21 protein-coding genes and 1 pseudogene are annotated in these 20,066 nt (G+C 70.7%); 15 read left to right on the top strand and 7 right to left on the bottom strand.

Going from position 1 to position 20,066, the window contains the following annotated elements; all coding sequences use genetic code 11:
* Window positions 1-58 precede the first annotated feature (58 nt).
* The 15 genes from AC068B_RS11860 to AC068B_RS11790 all read left to right on the top strand — a co-directional run bounded on the left by AC068B_RS11860 (window position 59) and on the right by AC068B_RS11790 (window position 13,186).
* Complete coding sequence (locus tag AC068B_RS11860; RefSeq protein ID WP_478670890.1) at window positions 59-1,357, top strand: GAF domain-containing protein; 1,299 nt, start codon at window positions 59-61, stop codon at window positions 1,355-1,357.
* Window positions 1,358-1,401: 44 nt separating this feature from the next.
* Window positions 1,402-1,989: a GNAT family N-acetyltransferase gene (locus AC068B_RS11855; RefSeq protein WP_478670888.1), complete on the top strand. Its 588-nt coding sequence runs from the start codon at window positions 1,402-1,404 to the stop codon at window positions 1,987-1,989.
* A 112-nt stretch (window positions 1,990-2,101) separates the two neighbouring features.
* Window positions 2,102-2,185 carry a putative leader peptide gene (locus tag AC068B_RS11850; RefSeq protein ID WP_317850486.1) on the top strand — a complete coding sequence of 28 codons (84 nt, stop codon included), beginning with the start codon at window positions 2,102-2,104 and terminating at the stop codon, window positions 2,183-2,185.
* 155 nt (window positions 2,186-2,340) lie between these two features.
* The gene (locus AC068B_RS11845) at window positions 2,341-4,038 is read left to right on the top strand and encodes a nitrite/sulfite reductase (protein WP_478670885.1); all 1,698 of its coding nucleotides are present in this window, start codon (window positions 2,341-2,343) and stop codon (window positions 4,036-4,038) included.
* The gene (locus AC068B_RS11840; RefSeq protein WP_468558408.1) at window positions 4,035-4,214 is read left to right on the top strand and encodes a hypothetical protein; all 180 of its coding nucleotides are present in this window, start codon (window positions 4,035-4,037) and stop codon (window positions 4,212-4,214) included. Before AC068B_RS11845 ends, AC068B_RS11840 begins: the two co-directional genes overlap by 4 nt.
* Window positions 4,211-4,927 (top strand): phosphoadenylyl-sulfate reductase, encoded by a 717-nt coding sequence (locus tag AC068B_RS11835; RefSeq protein WP_478670883.1) that lies wholly within the window; start codon window positions 4,211-4,213, stop codon window positions 4,925-4,927. Before AC068B_RS11840 ends, AC068B_RS11835 begins: the two co-directional genes overlap by 4 nt.
* Window positions 4,924-5,505, top strand: a complete 582-nt coding sequence (cysC, locus tag AC068B_RS11830) for an adenylyl-sulfate kinase (protein WP_478670881.1) — start codon at window positions 4,924-4,926, stop codon at window positions 5,503-5,505. The genes AC068B_RS11835 and cysC overlap by 4 nt, the downstream gene beginning before the upstream one ends.
* Window positions 5,506-5,596: 91 nt before the next feature.
* Window positions 5,597-6,535 (top strand): sulfate adenylyltransferase subunit CysD, encoded by a 939-nt coding sequence (gene cysD, locus AC068B_RS11825; RefSeq protein ID WP_468558414.1) that lies wholly within the window; start codon window positions 5,597-5,599, stop codon window positions 6,533-6,535.
* Between the two features lie 2 nt (window positions 6,536-6,537).
* The gene (locus AC068B_RS11820; RefSeq protein WP_478670879.1) at window positions 6,538-7,908 is read left to right on the top strand and encodes a sulfate adenylyltransferase subunit 1; all 1,371 of its coding nucleotides are present in this window, start codon (window positions 6,538-6,540) and stop codon (window positions 7,906-7,908) included.
* 201 nt (window positions 7,909-8,109) lie between these two features.
* On the top strand, window positions 8,110-9,213 hold the full coding sequence (locus AC068B_RS11815) for an aliphatic sulfonate ABC transporter substrate-binding protein (RefSeq protein ID WP_478670878.1): 1,104 nt from the start codon (window positions 8,110-8,112) through the stop codon (window positions 9,211-9,213).
* 34 nt (window positions 9,214-9,247) lie between these two features.
* Window positions 9,248-10,039 carry an ABC transporter ATP-binding protein gene (locus AC068B_RS11810; RefSeq protein ID WP_478670876.1) on the top strand — a complete coding sequence of 264 codons (792 nt, stop codon included), beginning with the start codon at window positions 9,248-9,250 and terminating at the stop codon, window positions 10,037-10,039.
* Window positions 10,026-10,937, top strand: a complete 912-nt coding sequence (locus AC068B_RS11805; RefSeq protein WP_478670874.1) for an ABC transporter permease — start codon at window positions 10,026-10,028, stop codon at window positions 10,935-10,937. The genes AC068B_RS11810 and AC068B_RS11805 overlap by 14 nt, the downstream gene beginning before the upstream one ends.
* Before the next feature lie 6 nt (window positions 10,938-10,943).
* Window positions 10,944-11,708 carry a sirohydrochlorin chelatase gene (locus tag AC068B_RS11800; protein ID WP_478670872.1) on the top strand — a complete coding sequence of 255 codons (765 nt, stop codon included), beginning with the start codon at window positions 10,944-10,946 and terminating at the stop codon, window positions 11,706-11,708.
* A gap of 11 nt (window positions 11,709-11,719) precedes the next feature.
* Entirely contained in the window at window positions 11,720-12,577 is an 858-nt protein-coding gene (locus AC068B_RS11795) for an SCO6745 family protein (protein ID WP_478670870.1), read from the top strand.
* Between the two features lie 63 nt (window positions 12,578-12,640).
* The gene (locus tag AC068B_RS11790; RefSeq protein WP_478670869.1) at window positions 12,641-13,186 is read left to right on the top strand and encodes a GNAT family N-acetyltransferase; all 546 of its coding nucleotides are present in this window, start codon (window positions 12,641-12,643) and stop codon (window positions 13,184-13,186) included.
* A gap of 19 nt (window positions 13,187-13,205) precedes the next feature.
* Here AC068B_RS11790 and AC068B_RS11785 read toward each other — a convergent pair whose 3' ends face one another.
* The 7 genes and pseudogenes from AC068B_RS11785 to mgt form a co-directional block, all read right to left on the bottom strand.
* Window positions 13,206-13,862 carry a mycothiol-dependent nitroreductase Rv2466c family protein gene (locus AC068B_RS11785; RefSeq protein ID WP_478670867.1) on the bottom strand — a complete coding sequence of 219 codons (657 nt, stop codon included), beginning with the start codon at window positions 13,860-13,862 and terminating at the stop codon, window positions 13,206-13,208.
* Between the two features lie 85 nt (window positions 13,863-13,947).
* Window positions 13,948-14,955, bottom strand: a complete 1,008-nt coding sequence (locus tag AC068B_RS11780; protein ID WP_478670866.1) for a ketopantoate reductase family protein — start codon at window positions 14,953-14,955, stop codon at window positions 13,948-13,950.
* A gap of 8 nt (window positions 14,956-14,963) precedes the next feature.
* The gene (locus tag AC068B_RS11775; protein ID WP_478670864.1) at window positions 14,964-15,344 is read right to left on the bottom strand and encodes a nuclear transport factor 2 family protein; all 381 of its coding nucleotides are present in this window, start codon (window positions 15,342-15,344) and stop codon (window positions 14,964-14,966) included.
* Entirely contained in the window at window positions 15,337-15,888 is a 552-nt protein-coding gene (locus tag AC068B_RS11770) for a DUF1697 domain-containing protein (protein WP_478670862.1), read from the bottom strand. Before AC068B_RS11770 ends, AC068B_RS11775 begins: the two co-directional genes overlap by 8 nt.
* A gap of 73 nt (window positions 15,889-15,961) precedes the next feature.
* Window positions 15,962-17,170 (bottom strand): S8 family peptidase, encoded by a 1,209-nt coding sequence (locus AC068B_RS11765; RefSeq protein ID WP_478670861.1) that lies wholly within the window; start codon window positions 17,168-17,170, stop codon window positions 15,962-15,964.
* Window positions 17,171-17,535: 365 nt separating this feature from the next.
* A complete protein-coding gene (locus AC068B_RS11760; protein WP_478670860.1) occupies window positions 17,536-18,555 on the bottom strand; it encodes a CDP-alcohol phosphatidyltransferase family protein in 1,020 nt (339 codons plus the stop codon).
* A gap of 180 nt (window positions 18,556-18,735) precedes the next feature.
* A pseudogene (gene mgt / locus AC068B_RS11755) lies at window positions 18,736-20,044 on the bottom strand (macrolide-inactivating glycosyltransferase).
* Between the last annotated feature and the right edge of the window lie 22 nt (window positions 20,045-20,066).

The following is a 20,066-nucleotide window of genomic DNA, read 5'->3' as shown; positions in this document are numbered from 1 at the left end:
GGGCACGATGAATTGGCTGCCCCCACACACTGGTCTGGCCGGAAAGGACCCAGTGGTCATGAACGCCCCCTCGACGATAGATCTCGCGCACATGTCCGCCATGGATCTCGCGCACGCCGCACACCTCCTGAAGGGGGTGCGCGACGCCACGCTGTCCGGGCGGCGGCCGAGGGTCCTGCCGCGTCCGGTGATCGGCGACTCGTGGGGGCGGATGCTGCTCGGCGGGGTCGACCCCGACCACGACCACCGGTCCCGGCTGCTGACCGAGGAGGAGCTGGAGGAGCGCCGCCGCGCCTCGCCGCTCATGGAGATCCTCCCCGTCCTGCGCGACGCGCTGGTCTCCGTGGCGGACGCGGCGCAGCACATCATGGTCGTCAGCGACGCGGACGGGCGGGTGCTGTGGCGCGAGGGCAGCGCCGCGGTGCTGCGCAAGGCCGACTCGCTCGGATTTGAACCGGGCGCGGACTGGGGCGAGAACGTCGTGGGCACGAACGGCATAGGGACACCGCTCGTGGTGCGGCGCCCGGTGCAGGTCTTCTCCGCCGAGCACTTCGTGCGGACCCACCATCCGTGGACGTGCACGGGCGCCCCGGTGACCGATCCGCGCGACGGCAGGCTCCTGGGCGTGGTCGACGTCAGCGGCCCGCTGCAGAGCGTCCATCCCTCGACGCTCGCCCTGGTCGACTCGGTGGCCAAGCTCGGCGAGGCGCGGCTGCGGGACCGGCACGTGACGGCGCTCGACCGGCTGCGCGCGGTGGCGGCGCCGGTGCTCGCGCGGCTCGACGGGCGGGCGCTCGCGGTGGACGTGCACGGCTGGACCGCCGCGGTGACGGGCATGCCCCCTGCGGACAGGCTGGCGCTCCCCAAGTCCTTCGGGGCGGGTCACAGCTGGCTCCCCTCGCTGGGCTCCTGTCTGGTGGAGCCCCTGCCCGGCGGGTGGCTGCTGCGCCTGGAGAACCCCGGTGACGTGCCGCGGCCGGTCGCCGCGACCCGCCTCGTCCTGGACGTGAGCAGCCCGCGCCGCTGGACGCTCTCGGTGCTCGGCGGCGCCCACGACTGGACTCACGAGCTGAGCCCGCGCCACGCCGAGCTCCTCTACCTCCTGTGCACGTACCGCACGGGACGCACGGCCTCGGGCCTCGCCGAGGACATGTTCGGCGACCCGGCGCGCACGGTGACGGTGCGCGCCGAGCTCTCCCGTATGCGGCGCTACCTGGGCGGGCTGCTCGCCCACCGCCCCTACCGCTTCCCCGAGGACGTGGACGTCGACGTGATCATGCCGAAGAGCCCGGCGGACCTGCTGCCCCACTCGATGGCGCCCGCGGTCCGCGCGGCGCGGCGGCTCACGGAGCCTTGAGGGCGGCGTGGCCCCCCGATGCGGCACATGATTCTCTGAGCCCCATGAGCATCACTGTCACCACTTGGTCCCTGGAGCAGACGTCGCCGAGCGACCTGCTTCCGGCCGCCGCGCCTGACGGCGACGTCCGGATCGTGCGCGCCGAAGTGCCCTCGCCGGAGTTCAGCCGGTTCCTCTACGCGTCCGTCGGCGGGGACATCCGCTGGTCCGACCGGCTCTCCCTCACCTATGCGCAGTGGCAGAAGCTGCTCGACCGGCCGGGTGTGGAGACGTGGGTCGCGTACGAGAAGGGAACACCGGCCGGGTACGTGGAGCTGGCGGCGCGCGGGGAGAACGGGGACGCGGCGGAGGGTGTCGTCGAGATCGTCTACTTCGGTCTGCTCCCCGCCTTCCGGGGGCGCCGGATCGGCGGCCATCTCCTGTCGCAGGGCGTCGCGCGCGCCTGGGACCTGGCCGAGCGGTGGCCGGGGCTCGCGCCGACCGAGCGGGTCTGGCTGCACACGTGCTCCAAGGACGGCGAGCACGCCATGGACAACTACGAGCGGCGCGGCTTCAAGCTCTTCGACACCAAGGTCGAGCAGGAGGCGGACGTGCCGACGCCGGGGCCGTGGCCGGGGGCCGACCGCGGCTGACGCCCCGCAAGTCGCTGTGACCGACGACACCCTTGTCCACGATACGGGACAAGGGTGTCCGCATTTTGGATAATGCTGGACTGGGCCGAAAGTCCCGTGACACGCTTCCGGCATGGATCGCACTGGAAACGCCTTGGTGAGTCGACGTCACGTCGACCTCGGCCGCATGTCCAGCGCCATGTGTCCGGCTTGCTGATCGACTCAGCACAGCCGCTCCTCATCCACTGAACCCCCTCCCTGCGCAGCGCCGCGCGTACGTCCCCGCATGTGTCCAGCACCTGCGGACGTATGCCATATCCGCAGGTCAGAGCTGCTTTCCCGCTGCCCCGCTGTCCCGAAGGACGTACCGCCATGGCCGCCACGCCAGAAAAGCCTGCCCCAGCCACGCCCCGCCGCAAGGCGAGCCGTCACCGCGGCGAGGGCCAGTGGGCCGTCGGTCACTTCACACCGCTCAACGGGAACGAGCAGTTCAAGAAGGACGACGACGGTCTCAATGTGCGGACACGTATTGAGACGATCTATTCGAAGCGTGGATTCGACTCCATCGACCCGAACGACCTCCGCGGACGCATGCGCTGGTGGGGCCTCTACACCCAGCGCAAGCCCGGGATCGACGGCGGCAAGACCGCGATCCTGGAGCCGGAGGAGCTGGACGACGAGTACTTCATGCTCCGCGTGCGCGTCGACGGCGGACGGCTGACCACCGAGCAGCTCCGTGTGATCGGCGAGATCTCCCAGGAGTTCGCCCGCGGCACCGCCGACCTCACCGACCGCCAGAACATCCAGTACCACTGGATCCGCATCGAGGACGTCCCGGAGATCTGGCGACGCCTGGAGGCCGTGGGGCTCTCGACCACCGAGGCGTGCGGTGACACGCCCCGCGTCGTCCTCGGCTCCCCCGTGGCGGGCGTCGCCGAGAACGAGATCATCGACGGCTCCCCCGCGATCGACGAGATCCAGCGCCGCTTCATCGGCAACCCCGACTTCTCGAACCTGCCGCGCAAGTTCAAGACCGCGATCTCCGGATCGCCGCAGCTCGACGTCGCCCACGAGATCAACGACGTGGCCTTCGTCGGCGTGCGCCACCCCGAGTACGGCCCCGGCTTTGACCTCTGGGTCGGCGGCGGCCTCTCCACCAACCCCAAGCTGGGCGTGCGCCTCGGCGCGTGGGTCCCGCTCGACGACGTGCCGGACGTGTTCGGCGGCGTCATCGGCATCTTCCGCGACTACGGCTACCGCCGCCTGCGCAACCGCGCCCGTCTGAAGTTCCTCCTCGCCGACTGGGGCCCGGAGAAGTTCCGGCAGATCCTGGAGGACGAGTACCTGCAGCGGAAGCTGGCCGACGGGCCCGCCCCCGAGCAGCCCGCGGGCACCTGGCGCGACCACCTCGGCGTGCACCGCCAGAAGGACGGCCGCTTCTACGTCGGCTTCGCGCCCCGCGTCGGCCGCGTCGACGGCACCACCCTGACGAAGATCGCCGAGGTCGCCGAGGCGCACGGCTCGGGCCGTCTGCGCACCACCGCCGAGCAGAAGATGATCGTGCTCGACGTCGAGGAGGAGCAGGTCGACCCGCTCGTCTCGGCGCTCGAAGCGCTCGACCTGCGGGTCAACGCCTCGCCCTTCCGGCGCGGCACCATGGCTTGCACCGGCATCGAGTTCTGCAAGCTCGCCATCGTCGAGACCAAGGCCCGCGGCGCCTCGCTCATCGACGAACTGGAGCGCCGCATCCCGGAGTTCGACGAGCCGATCACCATCAACATCAACGGCTGCCCGAACGCCTGCGCCCGCATCCAGGTCGCCGACATCGGCCTCAAGGGCCAGCTCATGCTCGACGACGCGGGCAACCAGGTCGAGGGCTACCAGGTGCACCTGGGCGGCGCCCTCGGACTCGACGCCGGATTCGGCCGCAAGGTCCGCGGCCTGAAGGTCACCGCCACCGAGCTGCCCGACTACATCGAGCGGGTCCTGAAGCGCTTCGAGGCGGAGCGCGAGGACGGCGAGCGCTTCGCCACCTGGACCGCGCGCGCGCCCGAGGAGGCCCTCAAGTGAGCGAGCGTGCCGCCCCGTTCCACTGCCCCTACTGCGGCGACGAGGACCTGCGCCCCAACGAGGCCGGTCACGGCGCGTGGGAATGCGCGGGCTGCAATCGGGCCTTTCAGCTGAAGTTCCTCGGGCTGCTCGCCCGGGGCGTTCAGCACACCAGCAGTGGAGAGAGCCAGATATGACGACCGCTCAGGATCAGCAGCCGCGCACGGACGACGAGTTGAAGGCACTCGCCGAGCAGGCCGGGCGCGACCTGGAGGACGCCTCCGCCCTGGAGATCCTCCAATGGGCCGCCGACACCTTCGGGGCACGCTTCTGCGTGACCTCCTCGATGGAGGACGCGGTCGTCGCCCACCTCGCCGCGCGGGCCAGGCCCGGCGTCGACGTCGTGTTCCTGGACACCGGTTACCACTTCCCGGAGACCATCGGCACCCGCGACGCCGTCGAGGCCGTCATGGACGTCAACGTCATCACCTTGACGCCCCGTCAGACCGTGGCCGAACAGGACTCCACGTACGGCCCGAAGCTCCACGACCGCGACCCGGACCTGTGCTGCAAGCTGCGGAAGGTGCAGCCCCTGGAGGAAGGGCTCGCGGGATACACCGCGTGGGCCACCGGGCTGCGCCGCGAGGAGTCGCCGACCCGGGCGAACACCCCGGTCGTCGGCTGGGACGAGAAGCGGCGCAAGGTCAAGGTCTCGCCGATCGCCCGCTGGACGCAGGACGACGTCGACGCGTACGTCACCGAGCACGGCGTCCTCACCAATCCGCTCCTGATGGACGGCTACGGCTCGGTGGGCTGCGCCCCCTGCACCCGGCGCCTCCTGGAGGGCGAGGACACGCGGGCCGGCCGCTGGGCCGGAAACGCCAAGACCGAATGCGGGATCCACGGATGACCGCGCCGCAGACCGAGCTGCAACCGACCCGGGAGAACCACGTGACGACCGGAGCCACCGTCTGGCTCACCGGCCTGCCCAGCGCCGGAAAGACCACCATCGCGTACGAACTCGCGGGCCTGCTGCGCGCCGACGGCCGTCGCGTCGAGGTCCTCGACGGCGACGAGATCCGCGCGTTCCTCTCGGCGGGCCTCGGCTTCGGCCGCGAGGACCGGGACACCAACGTGCAGCGGATCGGCTTCGTCGCCGAACTCCTCGCCCGCAACGGCGTGCTGGCCCTGGTGCCGGTGATCGCGCCGTTCGCCGACAGCCGCGAGGCGGTCCGCAAGCGCCACCAGGCGAACGGCACCGCGTACCTGGAGGTGCACGTCGCGACGCCGGTCGAGGTCTGCTCCGTACGCGATGTGAAGGGCCTGTACGCCAAGCAGGCGGCGGGCGAGATCTCCGGTCTTACCGGGGTCGACGACCCGTACGAGGCACCGGACTCGCCCGACCTGCGCATCGAGTCGCAGGACCAGACCGTGCAGGAGTCCGCGGCGGCTCTCCACGCGCTGCTCACCGAAAGGGGTGTCCTGTGAGCGACGCGTGCACGGCCGCCCGGCCGCACAAGACCGCGAGGCCCGCACCTCTGCGCCGTGCAGGCGGAGAAGCGAACGAAAGGGTTGCAGCATGACGACCGTCGCCACAGTGACCGACGAGGGCACCGACAGCCCGTACGCGCTCAGCCACCTGGACGCCCTGGAGTCCGAGGCCGTCCACATCTTCCGCGAGGTGGCGGGCGAGTTCGAGAACCCGGTGATCCTGTTCTCCGGCGGCAAGGACTCCATCCTCATGCTGCACCTGGCGCTGAAGGCGTTCGCCCCCGCGGCGATCCCCTTCTCGCTGCTGCACGTGGACACGGGACACAACTTCCCCGAGGTCCTGGAGTACCGCGACCGCGTGGTCGCCGAGCACGGACTGCGGCTGCACGTCGCGTCGGTGCAGGAGTACATCGACCGCGGCGCCCTCAAGGAGCGCCCGGACGGCACCCGCAACCCGCTCCAGACCGTGCCGCTCACGGAGAAGATCCAGAGCGAGAAGTTCGACGCGGTCTTCGGCGGCGGACGCCGTGACGAGGAGAAGGCGCGGGCGAAGGAGCGGGTGTTCTCGCTGCGCGACGAGTTCTCCCAGTGGGACCCGCGCCGCCAGCGCCCCGAGCTGTGGCAGCTCTACAACGGCCGCCACGCGCCCGGCGAGCACGTCCGCGTCTTCCCGCTCTCCAACTGGACCGAGCTGGACGTGTGGCAGTACATCGCCCGCGAGGACATCGAGCTCCCCGGCATCTACTTCGCGCACGAGCGCGACGTGTTCCAGCGCTCCGGGATGTGGCTGACCGCGGGCGAGTGGGGCGGCCCCAAGGAGAGCGAGACGGTCGAGAAGCGGCTCGTCCGCTACCGCACGGTCGGCGACATGTCCTGCACCGGCGCCGTCGACTCCGACGCCACCACGCTGGACGCCGTCATCACCGAGATCGCCGCGTCCCGGCTGACCGAGCGAGGGGCCACCCGCGCCGACGACAAGATGTCCGAGGCCGCGATGGAAGACCGCAAGCGCGAGGGGTACTTCTAACCATGAGCAACAGCACCACCGAGCCGGTGAAGCCGCTCTCCACCGAGCAGTTGTCGGCCACCACCCTGCTGAGGTTCGCCACCGCGGGCTCCGTCGACGACGGCAAGTCCACCCTGGTGGGCCGCCTGCTCCACGACTCCAAGTCGGTCCTCACCGACCAGCTGGAGGCCGTGGAGCGCGCCTCGGCAAGCCGCGGCGCCGAAGCCCCCGACCTGGCGCTGCTCACCGACGGCCTGCGGGCCGAGCGCGAGCAGGGCATCACCATCGACGTGGCCTACCGCTACTTCGCGACGGCCCGGCGCCGGTTCATCCTCGCCGACACCCCGGGCCACGTGCAGTACACCCGGAACATGGTCACCGGCGCCTCCACCGCCGACCTCGCCGTCGTCCTCGTCGACGCCCGCAACGGCGTCATCGAGCAGACCCGCAGGCACGCCGCCGTGGCCGCGCTGCTCCGCGTCCCGCACGTGGTCCTCGCCGTGAACAAGATGGACCTCGTCGCGTACGACGAGACGGTCTTCGCGGAGATCGCCAAGGAGTTCACCGCGTACGCCGGTGAGCTGGGCGTTCCGGAGATCACCGCCATCCCGATCTCGGCGCTGGCTGGTGACAATGTCGTCGAGCCGTCGTCGAACATGGACTGGTACGGCGGCCCGACCGTCCTGGAACACCTGGAGACGGTCCCGGTCAGCCACGACCTCGCCTCCTGCCACGCACGCCTGCCCGTGCAGTACGTGATCCGTCCGCAGACCGCCGAGCACCCCGACTACCGCGGCTACGCGGGCCAGATCGCGGCCGGTACCTTCCGCGTCGGCGAGTCCGTGACGGTGCTGCCCTCCGGACGGACCTCGAAGGTCACCGGGATCGACCTGCTGGGACAGCCGGTGGACGTGGCGTGGACGCCGCAGTCCGTCACGCTGCTCCTGGAGGACGACATCGACATCTCGCGCGGCGATCTGCTGGTGCCGAGCCGCGACGTCCCAAAGACCTCGCAGGACGTGGAGGCGACGGTCTGCCACGTCGCGGACACCGCGCTCTCCGTCGGCCAGCGGGTGCTGCTCAAGCACACCACCCGTACGGTCAAGGCGATCGTCAAGGAGATCCCGTCGCGGCTCACCCTCGACGACCTCTCGCAGCACCCGGAGCCCGGCCGGCTCGTCGCCAACGACATCGGCCGGGTCAAGATCCGCACCGCCGAGCCGCTCGCGCTCGACTCGTACGCCGACTCGCGCCGCACCGGATCCTTCCTGCTGATCGATCCCGCGGACGGCACGACGCTGGCGGCAGGCATGGCGGGCGACGCGTTCGCCGCGCCGACCGACGCCCCCGCGGAGCCGGTCGCCCCCGCCGACGATGAGGGCTGGGACTTCTGACATGACCTACGTAGACGTATACGCGACGTTCGCGAAGGAGGGCGGCCGCATCGGCAGCGGCGCCCTCGGCAGCGGGCAGGGCGGGGTCGCGCGATGTGCGGAGTGACGCTTTCCCTGCGACGACCCCGGAAACGAAGACCTGCCGATCTCCCGGCCACGACCTGACGGCGTGCGCCCGGGCCGACGAGGGGACCACCTCCCGTGCCTGCTCCACGTACTCGACTCGCCGCACTCGCGGCGCTGCCCCTCCTCGCCCTGGCGCTCGGCGCCTGCGGCTACGGCTCCGACTCCTCCGACGAGGACGGCAAGGCCAAGATCGCCGATGGCGCCAAGAAGATCGACGGCCTGGACAGCGTGAAGATCGGGTACTTCCCGAACCTCACCCACGCCACCGCCCTGGTCGGCAACCAGGAGGGCCTGTTCCAGAAGGAGCTCGGCGGCACGGAGGCGAAGTACGCCCAGTTCAACGCGGGCCCCTCGGAGATCGAGGCGCTGAACGCGAAGTCGATCGACATCGGCTGGATCGGCCCGTCGCCCGCCATCAACGGCTACACCAAGTCGCAGGGCAAGAACCTGCGGATCATCGGTGGTTCGGCCTCCGGCGGCGTGAAGCTCGTGGTCGACCCGAAGAAGATCAAGTCCCTGAAGGACGTCAAGGGCAAGAAGATCGCGACGCCGCAGCTCGGCAACACCCAGGACGTGGCCTTCCTCAACTGGATCGCCGAGCAGGGCTGGGACGTCGACGCGCAGAGCGGCAAGGGTGACGTGTCGGTGGTCCGCACCGACAACAAGATCACCCCGGATGCCTACAAGTCCGGCTCCATCGACGGCGCCTGGGTGCCGGAGCCGACCGCGTCCAAGCTGGTCGCCGAGGGCGGCAAGGTGCTCCTCGACGAGTCCGACCTGTGGCCGGACAAGAAGTTCGTGATCACCAACATCATCGTGCGGCAGGAGTTCCTGAAGGAGCACCCGAAGGTCGTCGAGGCCGTACTGCGCGGCGCCGTGAAGACCAATGCGTGGATCGCGAAGAACCCTGAGAAGGCCAAGGCCGCCGCGAACGCACGGCTGAAGGCGGACTCCGGAAAGCCGCTGCCCGCCGAGGTGCTCGACCCGGCGTGGAAGTCGATCCAGACGACCAACGACCCGCTGGCCGCGACGCTCGACGCCGAGGCGGACCACGCGGTCAAGGCCGGTCTCCTGGAGAAGCCCGACCTCAAGGGCATCTACGACCTCCGTCCGCTGAACAAGGTCCTCAAGGCCGAGGGCGAATCCCCGGTCGACGACGCCGGACTCGGCGTCAAGTAACCCCGGAAGACGACGTTCCCAGGAGGTGACGACCATGGCAACGACCCTCGCCAAGGCCACGGAGGACACCCGCCCCACGGCTGAGCACGCCGCACGGATCGAGCACGTCTCGAAGTCCTTCGGCGGTCCCGCCGGACCTCAGCTGGTCCTGGACGACATCACGCTCGATGTCGCGCCGGGCGAGTTCGTCACTCTCCTGGGCGCGTCGGGCTGCGGCAAGTCGACGCTGCTCAACCTGGTGGCCGGACTCGACGAGCCGTCCGCGGGCGCCATCACGACGGACGGCCGCCCGGCCCTGATGTTCCAAGAGCACGCGCTCTTCCCGTGGCTGACCGCGGGCAAGAACATCGAGCTCGCCCTGAAGCTGCGCGGCGTGCCGAAGGCGGACCGCCGCCCGAAGGCCGAGGAGCTCCTCGAACTCGTCCGGCTGCGGGGCGCGTACGGCAAGCGGGTGCACGAGCTGTCCGGCGGCATGCGCCAGCGCGTGGCGCTGGCCCGCGCGCTCGCCCAGGACAGCCGTCTGCTGCTGATGGACGAGCCGTTCGCGGCGCTCGACGCGATCACGCGTGACGTCCTGCACGACGAGCTGACCCGCATCTGGCGCGAGACGAACGTCTCCGTCCTCTTCGTCACGCACAACGTCCGCGAGGCCGTGCGCCTCGCCCAGCGCGTCGTGCTCCTCTCGTCGCGCCCCGGCCGGGTGGCGCACGAGTGGCGGGTCGAGATCCCGCACCCGCGCCGCATCGAGGACACCGCCGTGGCGGAACTGTCCGTCGAGATCACCGAACAACTGCGTGGGGAGATCCGCCGCCATGGCCAGCACTGAGACGACGACCGGACCGGTCAAGGAGTCCGGCGACGGCCAGGACCTCGCCGGTCTGGAGGCGGGCCTGGACGCGCTGGACTCGCAGACGGGCCCCACCCGCACGCCCGTACGCCAGGTGCTGGTCCAGAAGGTGCTGCCGCCGCTCACCGCGGTGGTGCTGGTGCTGCTCGTGTGGCAGGCACTGGTCTCCTTCGGCATCGTCGACGACCCCAGCAAGCTGCCCTCCCCGGGCGCGGTGTGGGACGAGGTGCGCACGGCCTGGCTGCAGGGCACCCTGCTCGACTACATCTGGACGTCCGTCTCGCGCGGCCTGCTCGGCTTCCTGTTCGCCCTGGCGATCGGCACGCCGCTCGGCCTGATCGTGGCGCGGGTGCGGTTCATCAGGGCGGCGATCGGACCGATCCTGTCCGGTCTGCAGTCCCTGCCCTCGGTGGCCTGGGTGCCGCCGGCCGTGATCTGGCTGGGCCTGAACAACTCGATGATGTACGCGGTGATCCTGCTCGGCGCCGTGCCCTCCATCGCCAACGGCCTGGTCTCCGGCGTCGACCAGGTGCCGCCGCTGTTCCTGCGCGCGGGCCGCACGCTCGGCGCGACGGGCCTGCGGCACACCTGGCACATCGTGCTCCCCGCGGCGCTGCCCGGCTATCTCGCGGGCCTCAAGCAGGGCTGGGCGTTCTCCTGGCGCTCGCTGATGGCCGCCGAGATCATCGCGTCCTCGCCCGACCTCGGCGTGGGCCTCGGCCAGCTCCTGGAGAACGGCCGCAACGCCAGCTCCATGTCCATGGTCTTCCTCGCCATCTTCCTCATCCTCATCGTCGGCATCGCCATCGACCTGCTGATCTTCAGCCCGCTGGAGCGGCGCGTCCTGCGCAGCCGCGGCCTCGCCGGGAGGAGCTGAACCGCCGTGCACCGTCCCGTCCTTCTTCTCGTCGCCCACGGCAGCCGTGACCCGCGGCACGCCGCGACCGTGCGCGCAATGGTGCGCCGGGTGCGGTCGCTGCGCCCGGGACTGCGGGTGGAGACGGGGTTCCTCGACTTCAACGCCCCGACCGTGTCCGGCGTCCTGGAGCGGCTCGCCGCGGAGGGCGTACGGGACGTGGTGGCCCAGCCGCTGCTCCTGACCCGCGCGTTCCACGCGAAGTCGGACATCCCCGCGGTGCTGCGCGAGGCTCCGCCCGCGCTGCGCATCCGGCAGGCGGCGGTGCTCGGCCCGTCGCCGCTGCTCGTCTCCGCCCTGGAGCGGCGGCTCTACGAGGCGGGGCTCGACCCCGCCGACAAGTCCTCGACCGGGGTCGTGCTGGCCTCGGCGGGGTCCTCTGACCCGGAGGCGATCGCAGTGATCGCTGAAATCGCGCGGGAGTGGCGGTGTACCGGTTGGTGCGCCGTGCGGCCTGCGTTCGCCTCCGCATCTCTGCCGCGCACGGAGGACGCCGTGCGCGCGCTGCGGGCCGTGCAGGGGGTGCGGCGGGTGGCCGTCGCGCCCTACGTCCTGGCCCCCGGCTTCCTGCCGGACCGCATCGCGCGGGGCGCCGCCGACGCCGACGTGCTGGCCGAAGTCCTCGGCCCCGCACCGGAAGTGGCGAGTCTGCTGCTACGGCGCTACGACGAGGCGTATGCGCCTGGCACCTGCCCCGTTGCTCCCCTGGCGCGGATTCCCGCACTGGCCTAGCTTGTGGGTTCATGACCCCGAGCCGATCCCGCACGCTGTGGCTGCGCACCGAACCCCTGCACGCGGTGGTCTACTTCGAGGAGCGCTGCCGCGGCCTCGGCAGAGCCGTGGGACTCAAGGGCTTCTGGATGGGGTACTTCGCGGCCCGTACCGCGCCCATGGGGCGGGTCGGCCCCGGGGTGGCGGCCGCCGCGCTCGGTGTCTTCGCGCCGGGCATGGTGGCGCGGGCCCTGCCGTCGGCGTGGGAGTACGCGTCGCCGGATCGGGTCATCGAGGAGCGCGCCCGCGTCACGGCTGCCGCGCTGCGTCAACTGGTGCCGTCCATCGAGGACTTGGCGGCCAAGGTCAACGATCCGCTGATGGCCATGGTGGCGGACGCGCCATCGCTCGCGCGTCCGCTGTTCGCCGCCAACCGCGATCTGGCGCACCGCTCCGATCCGGTCGAGCGGCTCTGGCAACTGGTCACGTGCGTGCGCGAGTTCCGGGGCGACGCGCATGTCGCGGTCCTCGCCGATCACGGGCTGGACGCCCGCGAGAGTCTGGTCCTGGCCGCCGCGACGGACCGGGTGGACGCGGCCGGTATCCGGCAGGACCGGGGCTGGACGGAGGAGGAGTGGGCGGCCTCAGTGGACCGGATGCGCTACATGGGGCTGCTCGACACGTCGGACCGGGTCACCGAACACGGCGTCAGCAAGCGGGAGTTGATAGAGGAGGACACGGACCGCCTCGCGGGGCGGCTGCTCCGCCCGCTGCCCAGGGGGGAGGCGGACGCGCTCCTCACCGCGCTGGAACCGGCGGTCCGCCGCATCCTGGACTCGGACGTCCTGCCCTTCCCGAACCCCATCGGGCTGCCGCGGGTGGCGGGCTGAGCACGACCTGAGCACGCCCGAATCGGCTTGCGGCCCCGTGCCCGCCCCCTTACCGTCACGCCAATGACGCCCGAACTGAGGTCCGAACGCCTCTCCCTCTCCCCCTATGTCGCCTCCGACGAGGCGGACTTCGTCGCGCTCTTCCAGGACGAGGCCGTGGGCCGCTGGTTCGGGGACGGCATCCAGAGCGCGGCGGACGACCGCGCCCTGTTCGGCAGGATCCTCGACCTGATCTACCCGGAGGACCGCTTTCCCGTCTGGGCGGTCCGGCACGAGGGGCGCTACGTCGGCCATGCCGAGGTCAAGCCGTCCCCGGAGACCTGGCTCGACGGCACCGAGATCGTCTACGGCCTGACCAGGGACAGCTGGGGCCTCGGCCTCGGCACGGAACTGGCGCGGCTCCTCACCGCGTACGGGCACGAGACGCTGGGCCTCGCCGAGGTGCACGCGACGGTCGACTCGGAGAACGCCCCGTCCCTCTCCGTCCTCGCGCGCCTCGGCTACGTACGGATCCGTGAGATCCCCGAGGAGGACGGCAGGGTCACCCTGCACCTCACCTCGCGACTCCCCGGGGAGCCCGTCGCACCGGTCGCACCCGTCGCGCCGTGAGGCTCCCGCCCCCGGGAGCTCAGGAGAAGTCCAGGCCGCCGGTGCGGGCGCGCTTCAGCTCGAAGAGGTCCGGGTGGCCCGCGAGGACGCGGAAGCTGTCGAAGAGCCGGGCGGCCTCCTCGCCGCGCGGGATCGCGCGCAGGACAGGCCCGAACCAGACGGTGCCGTCGACGTGGATCGTCGGCGTGCCCACATAGCCGTCGGCCGCCGGGTCCTTGCCCGCGTCGTGACTGCGCCGCAGCGGCTCGTCGTACGAGGCGTCGCGCGCCGCCGCCGCGAGCTCGGCCGGAAGCCCGAGCTCGGCCAGGGCCTGCGCGGCGACCTCGTCGAAGTCCTCGTTCTTCTCCTGGTGGACCCGGGTGCCGAAGGCGGTGTAGAGGTCGCGGAGGATCTCCTCGCCGTGCCGCTCGGCGGAGGCCGCGGCGATCCGGGTGAGGGTGAGGGAGCGGTCGACCAGGTCGCGGTACCACTCAGGGAGCTCGTTGCCCTCGTTGTGGAAGTAGAGGCTCATCACGTGGAAGCGCAGGTCGAGGTCGCGGTGGCGCTCGACCTCCAGGATCCAGCGCGAGGTGATCCAGGCGAACGGGCAGGCCGGGTCGAAGTAGAAGTCGACCCGGGTCGGGGCGTGGGCGGTGGCGTCCGGTGTGGCATCGGGCGTGGCGTCGGGCTTCGTCATGTCTCGACACTATCCAGGCATTGGCTCCCGCTTGTGGGCCATTGGCACCCCGTCCGGCCGGGCCACTTCGTACGGAGCAACGGGGTCACCCGCCCTCGCCGTCGATCTCCAGGGCCAGCTCCGCCACCGTCATCGAGCCCGCGGGCCGCCGCTCACGGGCGAAGGCGTTGGCGACCCTCTGGAGCGCGTCGTTCACCGGTGTGGGCACCCCGTGCAACCGTCCGAGCAGGGCGATCTCGCCGTTGAGGTAGTCGGCCTCGATGCTGCCCGTGCCGCGGTCGAGGCTCTGCCAGGAGGAGCCGCCGCCGCGCGGGGAGCCGTCGAGGGGTTCGAGGCGGATGCGGTCGCCGCGGGTCTCCCGCTGTTCCTCGTCGCCCACCCACACGATCCCGGCGGCGGTGAACGCGGCCTCGCCCTCGGCGCGGGCCCGTGCGTACAGGTTCCGGGCCTCGTCGCCGGTGATCGGCCCGGTGACCGCCTCGATGGAGTTGGCCAGGTTGGCCAGCAGCTTCGCGTACTTCCAGCGGAGCACGTCGGCGACGACGGGCGCGAGGATCCGCGACTTCTCCAGGTCTGCGGCGATCCGGCGGGCGGTCTCGTCCGTGCCCGTCGGGTAGCGGCCGATGTGCAGCATGCCCGAGTACGGGGCGCCCGCGGCGGACACCTCGCCCGGCTCCGTGTGGGAGGCGGGCAGCCAGACGCACACGCCGTACACGTGACGGAAGCGGCGCAGGGCGATGCGTTCGCTCTCCACGCCGTTCTGCGCGCAGACCAGCGGGAGCCGCTCGGCGGCGGTGCCGCCGCCGGTCACCGGGCGTCCGCCCCAGGCGTCGAGGGCCGCGGCGCCGTCCTGGGTCTTGACGGCCAGGAAGAGCACGTCGTCGGGGTCCAACTCACCTAGCTCGGAGGGCTGTTCGACGACGGGCAGCCGGTGGGTGCGGGTTCCCTCGGACGTCCTGAGGCGCAGGCCGCCGCCGCGCAGGGCGGCGGCGTGGGCACCCCGGGCGACGAGGACCACCTCGTGTCCCGCCTCGGCGAGCCGCCCGCCCACGGTGCCGCCGACCGCTCCTGCCCCGATGATGATGTAGCGCATGCCTGACCTCACTCCTCGCTGAACGGCGTGGCCTGATGGAACCAGATCCGCCAGCCGCTCTCCGACTTCCGCCACAGTGAACTGCGGTGGGCCAGGCGTCCGTTGCTGTCCGTGTCGAACGTCAAGTGCACCAGGTCGTCGGCGAGCTGGACGCCCCGCATGCGGGAGACCGTGACGGGGTCGGTGCCGGGCTCCCCGGCCGCCATGAGGACCCGCACGATCGACGCGCGGTCCCACCGGGTGCCCGAGGCGCCGAATTCGGTGAACTCCGGATGCAGCAGGGCACCGAAGAGCTCGGGCGAGACGCGCACCTCGGGGTCGAGGAGCCGCAGTTCGGCCTCGACGGCGGCCTCGACGGCGGCCTCGACGGCAGGGGTGCGTTCAGCCACGGGTCATCTCCTCCAGCCGGGCGACGGTGTTCCAGTTGCGGGTGGTGGCGATGAGGCCCTTGGTCAGGCGGGGCTTCGCCAGCTGCTCGGCGAGCTTGGAGCGGCCGAGGCCGTCGGGGGCGTACAGGTAGAGGGCGCGGTCGCCGAGCCTGAACTCCTCGGGCAGGAAGGCCTGCTGCTCGACGGGGGCGAAGCGGTCCCGGTCGACGGGCCCGGAGAAGTAGGTGACGTGCAGCTGCTTCGCTTCGAGGTCGGCCGCGGGGAACGGGCACGCGTCCGCCACCGCCTTCAGATAGGCGTGGTCGCGCACGAGGACGTCGACGGCGAAGCCGAAGTGCTCCTCGATCGCCGCCCCCACCTCGGCGGCCAGGGATTCCTCGTCCCCGTGGTCCGCGGTGAGGACCGCGTTGCCGCTCTGCAGATACGTCTGCACGCCGCCGTGCCCGAGCCCTTCGAGGAGCGTGCGCAGCTCGGCCATCGGCACCTTCTTGTGGCCGCCCACGTTGATGCCGCGCAGCAGCACCGCGTATGTCTTGATCGCCATACGCACACGATAAAGCGGCCGCCGTGCCCCGTGGGGGTGGGCACGACGGCCGCGGCTCAGCGGGCGGCGAGGATTACTCGACGACCTTCAGGAGCTTGTTGGGCGTGCCCTCGCTCGGGTTGGAGATCTTGTCCGCGGTCGCACCGTCGGTCAGCGCCTTGGCGACGTCCGCGGGCTTGGCGTCCGGGTGACCCGCGAGGTAGACGGCGGCGGCGCCCACGACGTGCGGGGTCGCCATCGACGTACCGGAGATGGTGTTGGTGGCGTCGTCACCGGTGTTCCAGTCGGACGTGATGTCCGAGCCCGGGGCGTAGATGTCCACGACGGAGCCGTAGTTGGAGAAGTCCGACTGCTCGTCGTCCTTGGTGGAGGAGGCGACCGTGATGGCCTCCTTCACGCGGGACGGGGAGCCCTGGCCCGCGTCGGTCGACTCGTTGCCCGCGGCGACCGCGAAGGTCACGCCCGCGTCGATCGCCTTCTTGACGGCCGCGTCGAGGGCTTCGTCCGCGCCGCCGCCGAGACTCATGTTGGCGACGGAGGGGCCCTTGTGGTTCTTGGTGACCCAGTCGATGCCCGCGACGACCTGCTCGGTGGTGCCGGAGCCCTGGTCGTCCAGGACGCGGACGGCGACGATCTTCGCCTTCTTGGCGACGCCGTGCGCGTCACCGGCGATGGTGCCCGCGACGTGCGTGCCGTGGCCGTTGCCGTCGTCGGCGTTGTCGTCGTTGTCCACGGCGTCGAAGCCGGACGTGGCGCGGCCGCCGAAGTCCTTGTGGCTGACGCGGACACCGGTGTCGATGACGTACGCCGTGGCGCCCTCACCCGCGGCGTCCGGGTAGGTGTACTTCTTGTCACCGGCGGTGTCCGCCTGGTCGATGCGGTCCAGGCCCCACGACGGCGGGTTGTCCTGGGTGGCGTCGATGGAGAACTTCTTCGACTGGACGACCTTGCCGACGGCCGGGTCGGCGGCCAGGCGCTTGGCGTCGGTCTCGCTCAGGCCCTTGGCGGAGAAGCCGTTGATCGCGGAGGAGTAGTTGTGCTTGAGCTGACCGCCGTACTCCTTGGCGAGGTCCGACTTGGCACCCTTGTCGGCCTTCTCGTCCATCATCACGATGTAGCTGCCGGCCACGGCACCCTTGGCGTCCAGGCCGTACACCTTGCCCTCGGCGGGGGTGGACGCACCGGCGAACGAGGTCGCGAACACGGTGACACCGACCGCGGTGGCGGCGGTGGCTATCGCGGCGGTGAGCTTCATCGTGCGGGCACGCTTGTGAGTTGCCATGAAGAGGGGTCTCCTCAGTGCTGTGTGGGGGGATGTGGGGGGTTTTATTCAGCTGTCGCCCAAGGGCGTGCCGTGACAACAAGTTCGTTGCGACACCCCTTGAGGCCCGGAAGATCTCCGGGTGTTGGGACGAAACACTGGCGGATTGACGCGCGCAGATCAATACCTTCATACAGCTGTGACTTGTTCAACAAGGTTCCGTAATAACAAACCGGATCTGTAGCACCGGATCGGACATCCCGGGCCACAACACCCCCAACTCGCGGTAACAGTGGGCACTTTGTGCCACACGGGCAACGCCGGTCGGGCTGGGGAGTCCAGCCCGACCGGCGTCGGGAAATACACGTACTGCGCCGCGGTGAGTGTTATGCGGCAGTGGGGACTTTCTGCTCCTCGAAGGAGTCGATCGTCCGCGTGAAGTCACGCGTCGAGAGGAGCAGCTTGTAGATGATGGCGAGTTCGAAGACCAGAAGGAGCGCCCCGGAGACGATCGTCGCGGGCATCACGACATCGAAGAGCGGACCGATCATGAAGACGCCCATCTGGAATTCGATTCCGCTCACCAGGTGCGCGCGAATGCGGTGGCGCAGCAGGAAGGAACGGACCCGCAGATAAGCAGGGAACTTCCGCCGGAACTCCTGGTGCAGGTCGATCACCTGGGCCTTGCGCACCGGTGCCGCCTCCCCGTCGGCACCGGTGGTTTCCACGGCCTCTGGGGCCTCGCCCTCCTCGGGCGGCAGCGGGACGTAGTCCACCGCCTCGCCCGCGGCCCGCTGCAGGTCCTGCTCGATGTCCGCCGAGGGGTTCTCCCGCAGCAGGTCCTCCATGAAGGCGAGCTCCGCCTCGTTCTGCGCGCGCCGCGCCGCCCGCATGCGGGTCTTGATCTGCTTTCGCATGGTGTGCCGGATCTTGAAGATCTCCAGCGAGTTGATGTAGCGCAGGGTGTCGAGCGCGACCACGCCGAGGGCCAGCCAGATGTAGAAGGTGTCGCCGGTGCGGTCGTACTGCCCGGCCATCAGCGCGACGCCGCAGACCATCACGCGGATCCGGTCGAAGACGAAGTCCAGCCAGGCGCCGAAGACGGAGCCCTGCCCGGTGAGGCGGGCGAGCTTGCCGTCCATGCAGTCGAAGATGAAGCTGAGGTGGTAGATGACCGCGCCGAGGGCCAGCCACTTCCAGTCGCCGAGCGCGAAGCACGCCGCCGAGCCGAGGCCGAGGATGAACGCACCCCAGGTGATCTGGTTGGGCGTGACGCGCGTCCGCATCGCGGTGAACCGCACGAGCGGCGTGGCGACCGGGTCGACAAGCAACACGGTCCACCACGCGTCGCGCTTCTTCTCGGTGATGCGGCGCACCTCGGCGAGGGGCGGTATGTCTCGACGCATGGGGGTCAACTTCCTGGCGTTCGGCGAAAGTTCATCCCACGCTAGGAAGTAGTTCGCTCAAGGAACAAGATCTCCGGCGTGCAACCTTTGACCGGGGGTAACGGTCAACCTTGTGGGACGAGTCAATGACTCTGTCAGGACGGTGTTGCGTTACCTGAGCGTTATCGAATGACCGGGCCGTTACCCAATAGCGCCACGGAGCGTTACATCTGCCCGAAGGGGCAATCCTTTTTCTGCCCCAAGGGGCAGCTCCCGCAGTTCCCCCTCGATGAGGTCCGCCGCCCTCTTCGTGCCGCCCTCCGCGGCCATCGCGCCCTGGATCTCCCCCAGCCTGCGGGCCACTTCCGGGTCGTCGACCAGCGCGAGGACGGCCTCACGCAGCGTCGCCGCGGTCGCCTCCGCCATCGGCAGGTGCCGGGCCACGCCGAGCCCCTGGAGCATGTCGGCGTTGCCGAACTGGTCCACGGCCTGCGGCACGGCCACCATCGGCGTCGCGGTGGCGAGCCCTTCCTGGCTGCCGCCCGCCCCGGCGTGCGTGATGAAGGCGTCGGCCTTCTTGAGGACGGCGAGCTGCGGCACCCACGCGTGCACCTCCACGTTCGGGGGCAGCTCGCCGAGTTCGGCCGGTTCGACGTGCTTGCCGACCTGGAGCACCACGTGCCAGCCGGGCAGGTTCCCGAAGGCCTCGACGCACTCGCGGTAGAAGCCGGGCTGCTTGGTGAAGGACGAGCCGAGCGAGACGAGCAGCACCTTCTCCGCACCCGCGGGCCGCTCCCAGTCGCCCTGCGCCGCCCGGTCGCCCTGGCAGGCGCCGACGAACGTGTGCACGTCCTCGTCGACCCGGTCGGCGTGCGGCTGCAGCGCCTTGGGGATCAGCACGAGCGAGCGCGGCGGGCGCCCGACGAAGGGGTCGGGGTGCTGGGTGACGCCGTTCTCCGCCAGCCAGGTGTGGAAGCGCGCGTAGTACGCCTTGCCGCGCTCGGTCTCCTTCAACTCCGCGTACATCGGCTCGGCGACCTCCTCCTCGTACCCGTCCCAGGCGACGAGGTTCGGCGAGAGCGAGATCTCGGGGACGCCCCAGCGGCGGGCGAGGACGCGCGCCGGGTAGGAGGTGATGTCGTGCAGGACGAGGTCGGGCTCGTCGCCCTCGTAGGCGCGGGCCAGCTCGGGGAGTACGGCGATCGCGTCGGCGAGGAACGGCTCGATGTTGTCGATCAGCTCGGTGCCCCACGCCTCCGGGTCGTCGTCCGGTGAGGGCAGCGTCGTGGCGTAGGGCCGCGGCTCGGCGCCGGTCTCGGCGACCTTCTCCGCGAAGGCGTGCGGAATGGCGTACGTGACGCGGTGTCCGCGCGCGACCAGCTCACGGATCACTTCGAGGCTCGGATTGACGTGCCCGTGGGCGGCGATCGAGAACATGGCGATGTGGGCAGGCCGGGATGAGGTCATGCCCCGGACCTTATGCGAGACGAGACGTCTCGTGCAACCTCATTCAGGACCTCACCCAGGACCGC

This window comes from Streptomyces sp. NPDC042371 (genome assembly GCF_056437465.1).
The sequence above is the reverse complement of the archived record's forward strand: the minus strand, read 5'-3'. Positions and strand labels throughout refer to the sequence as shown.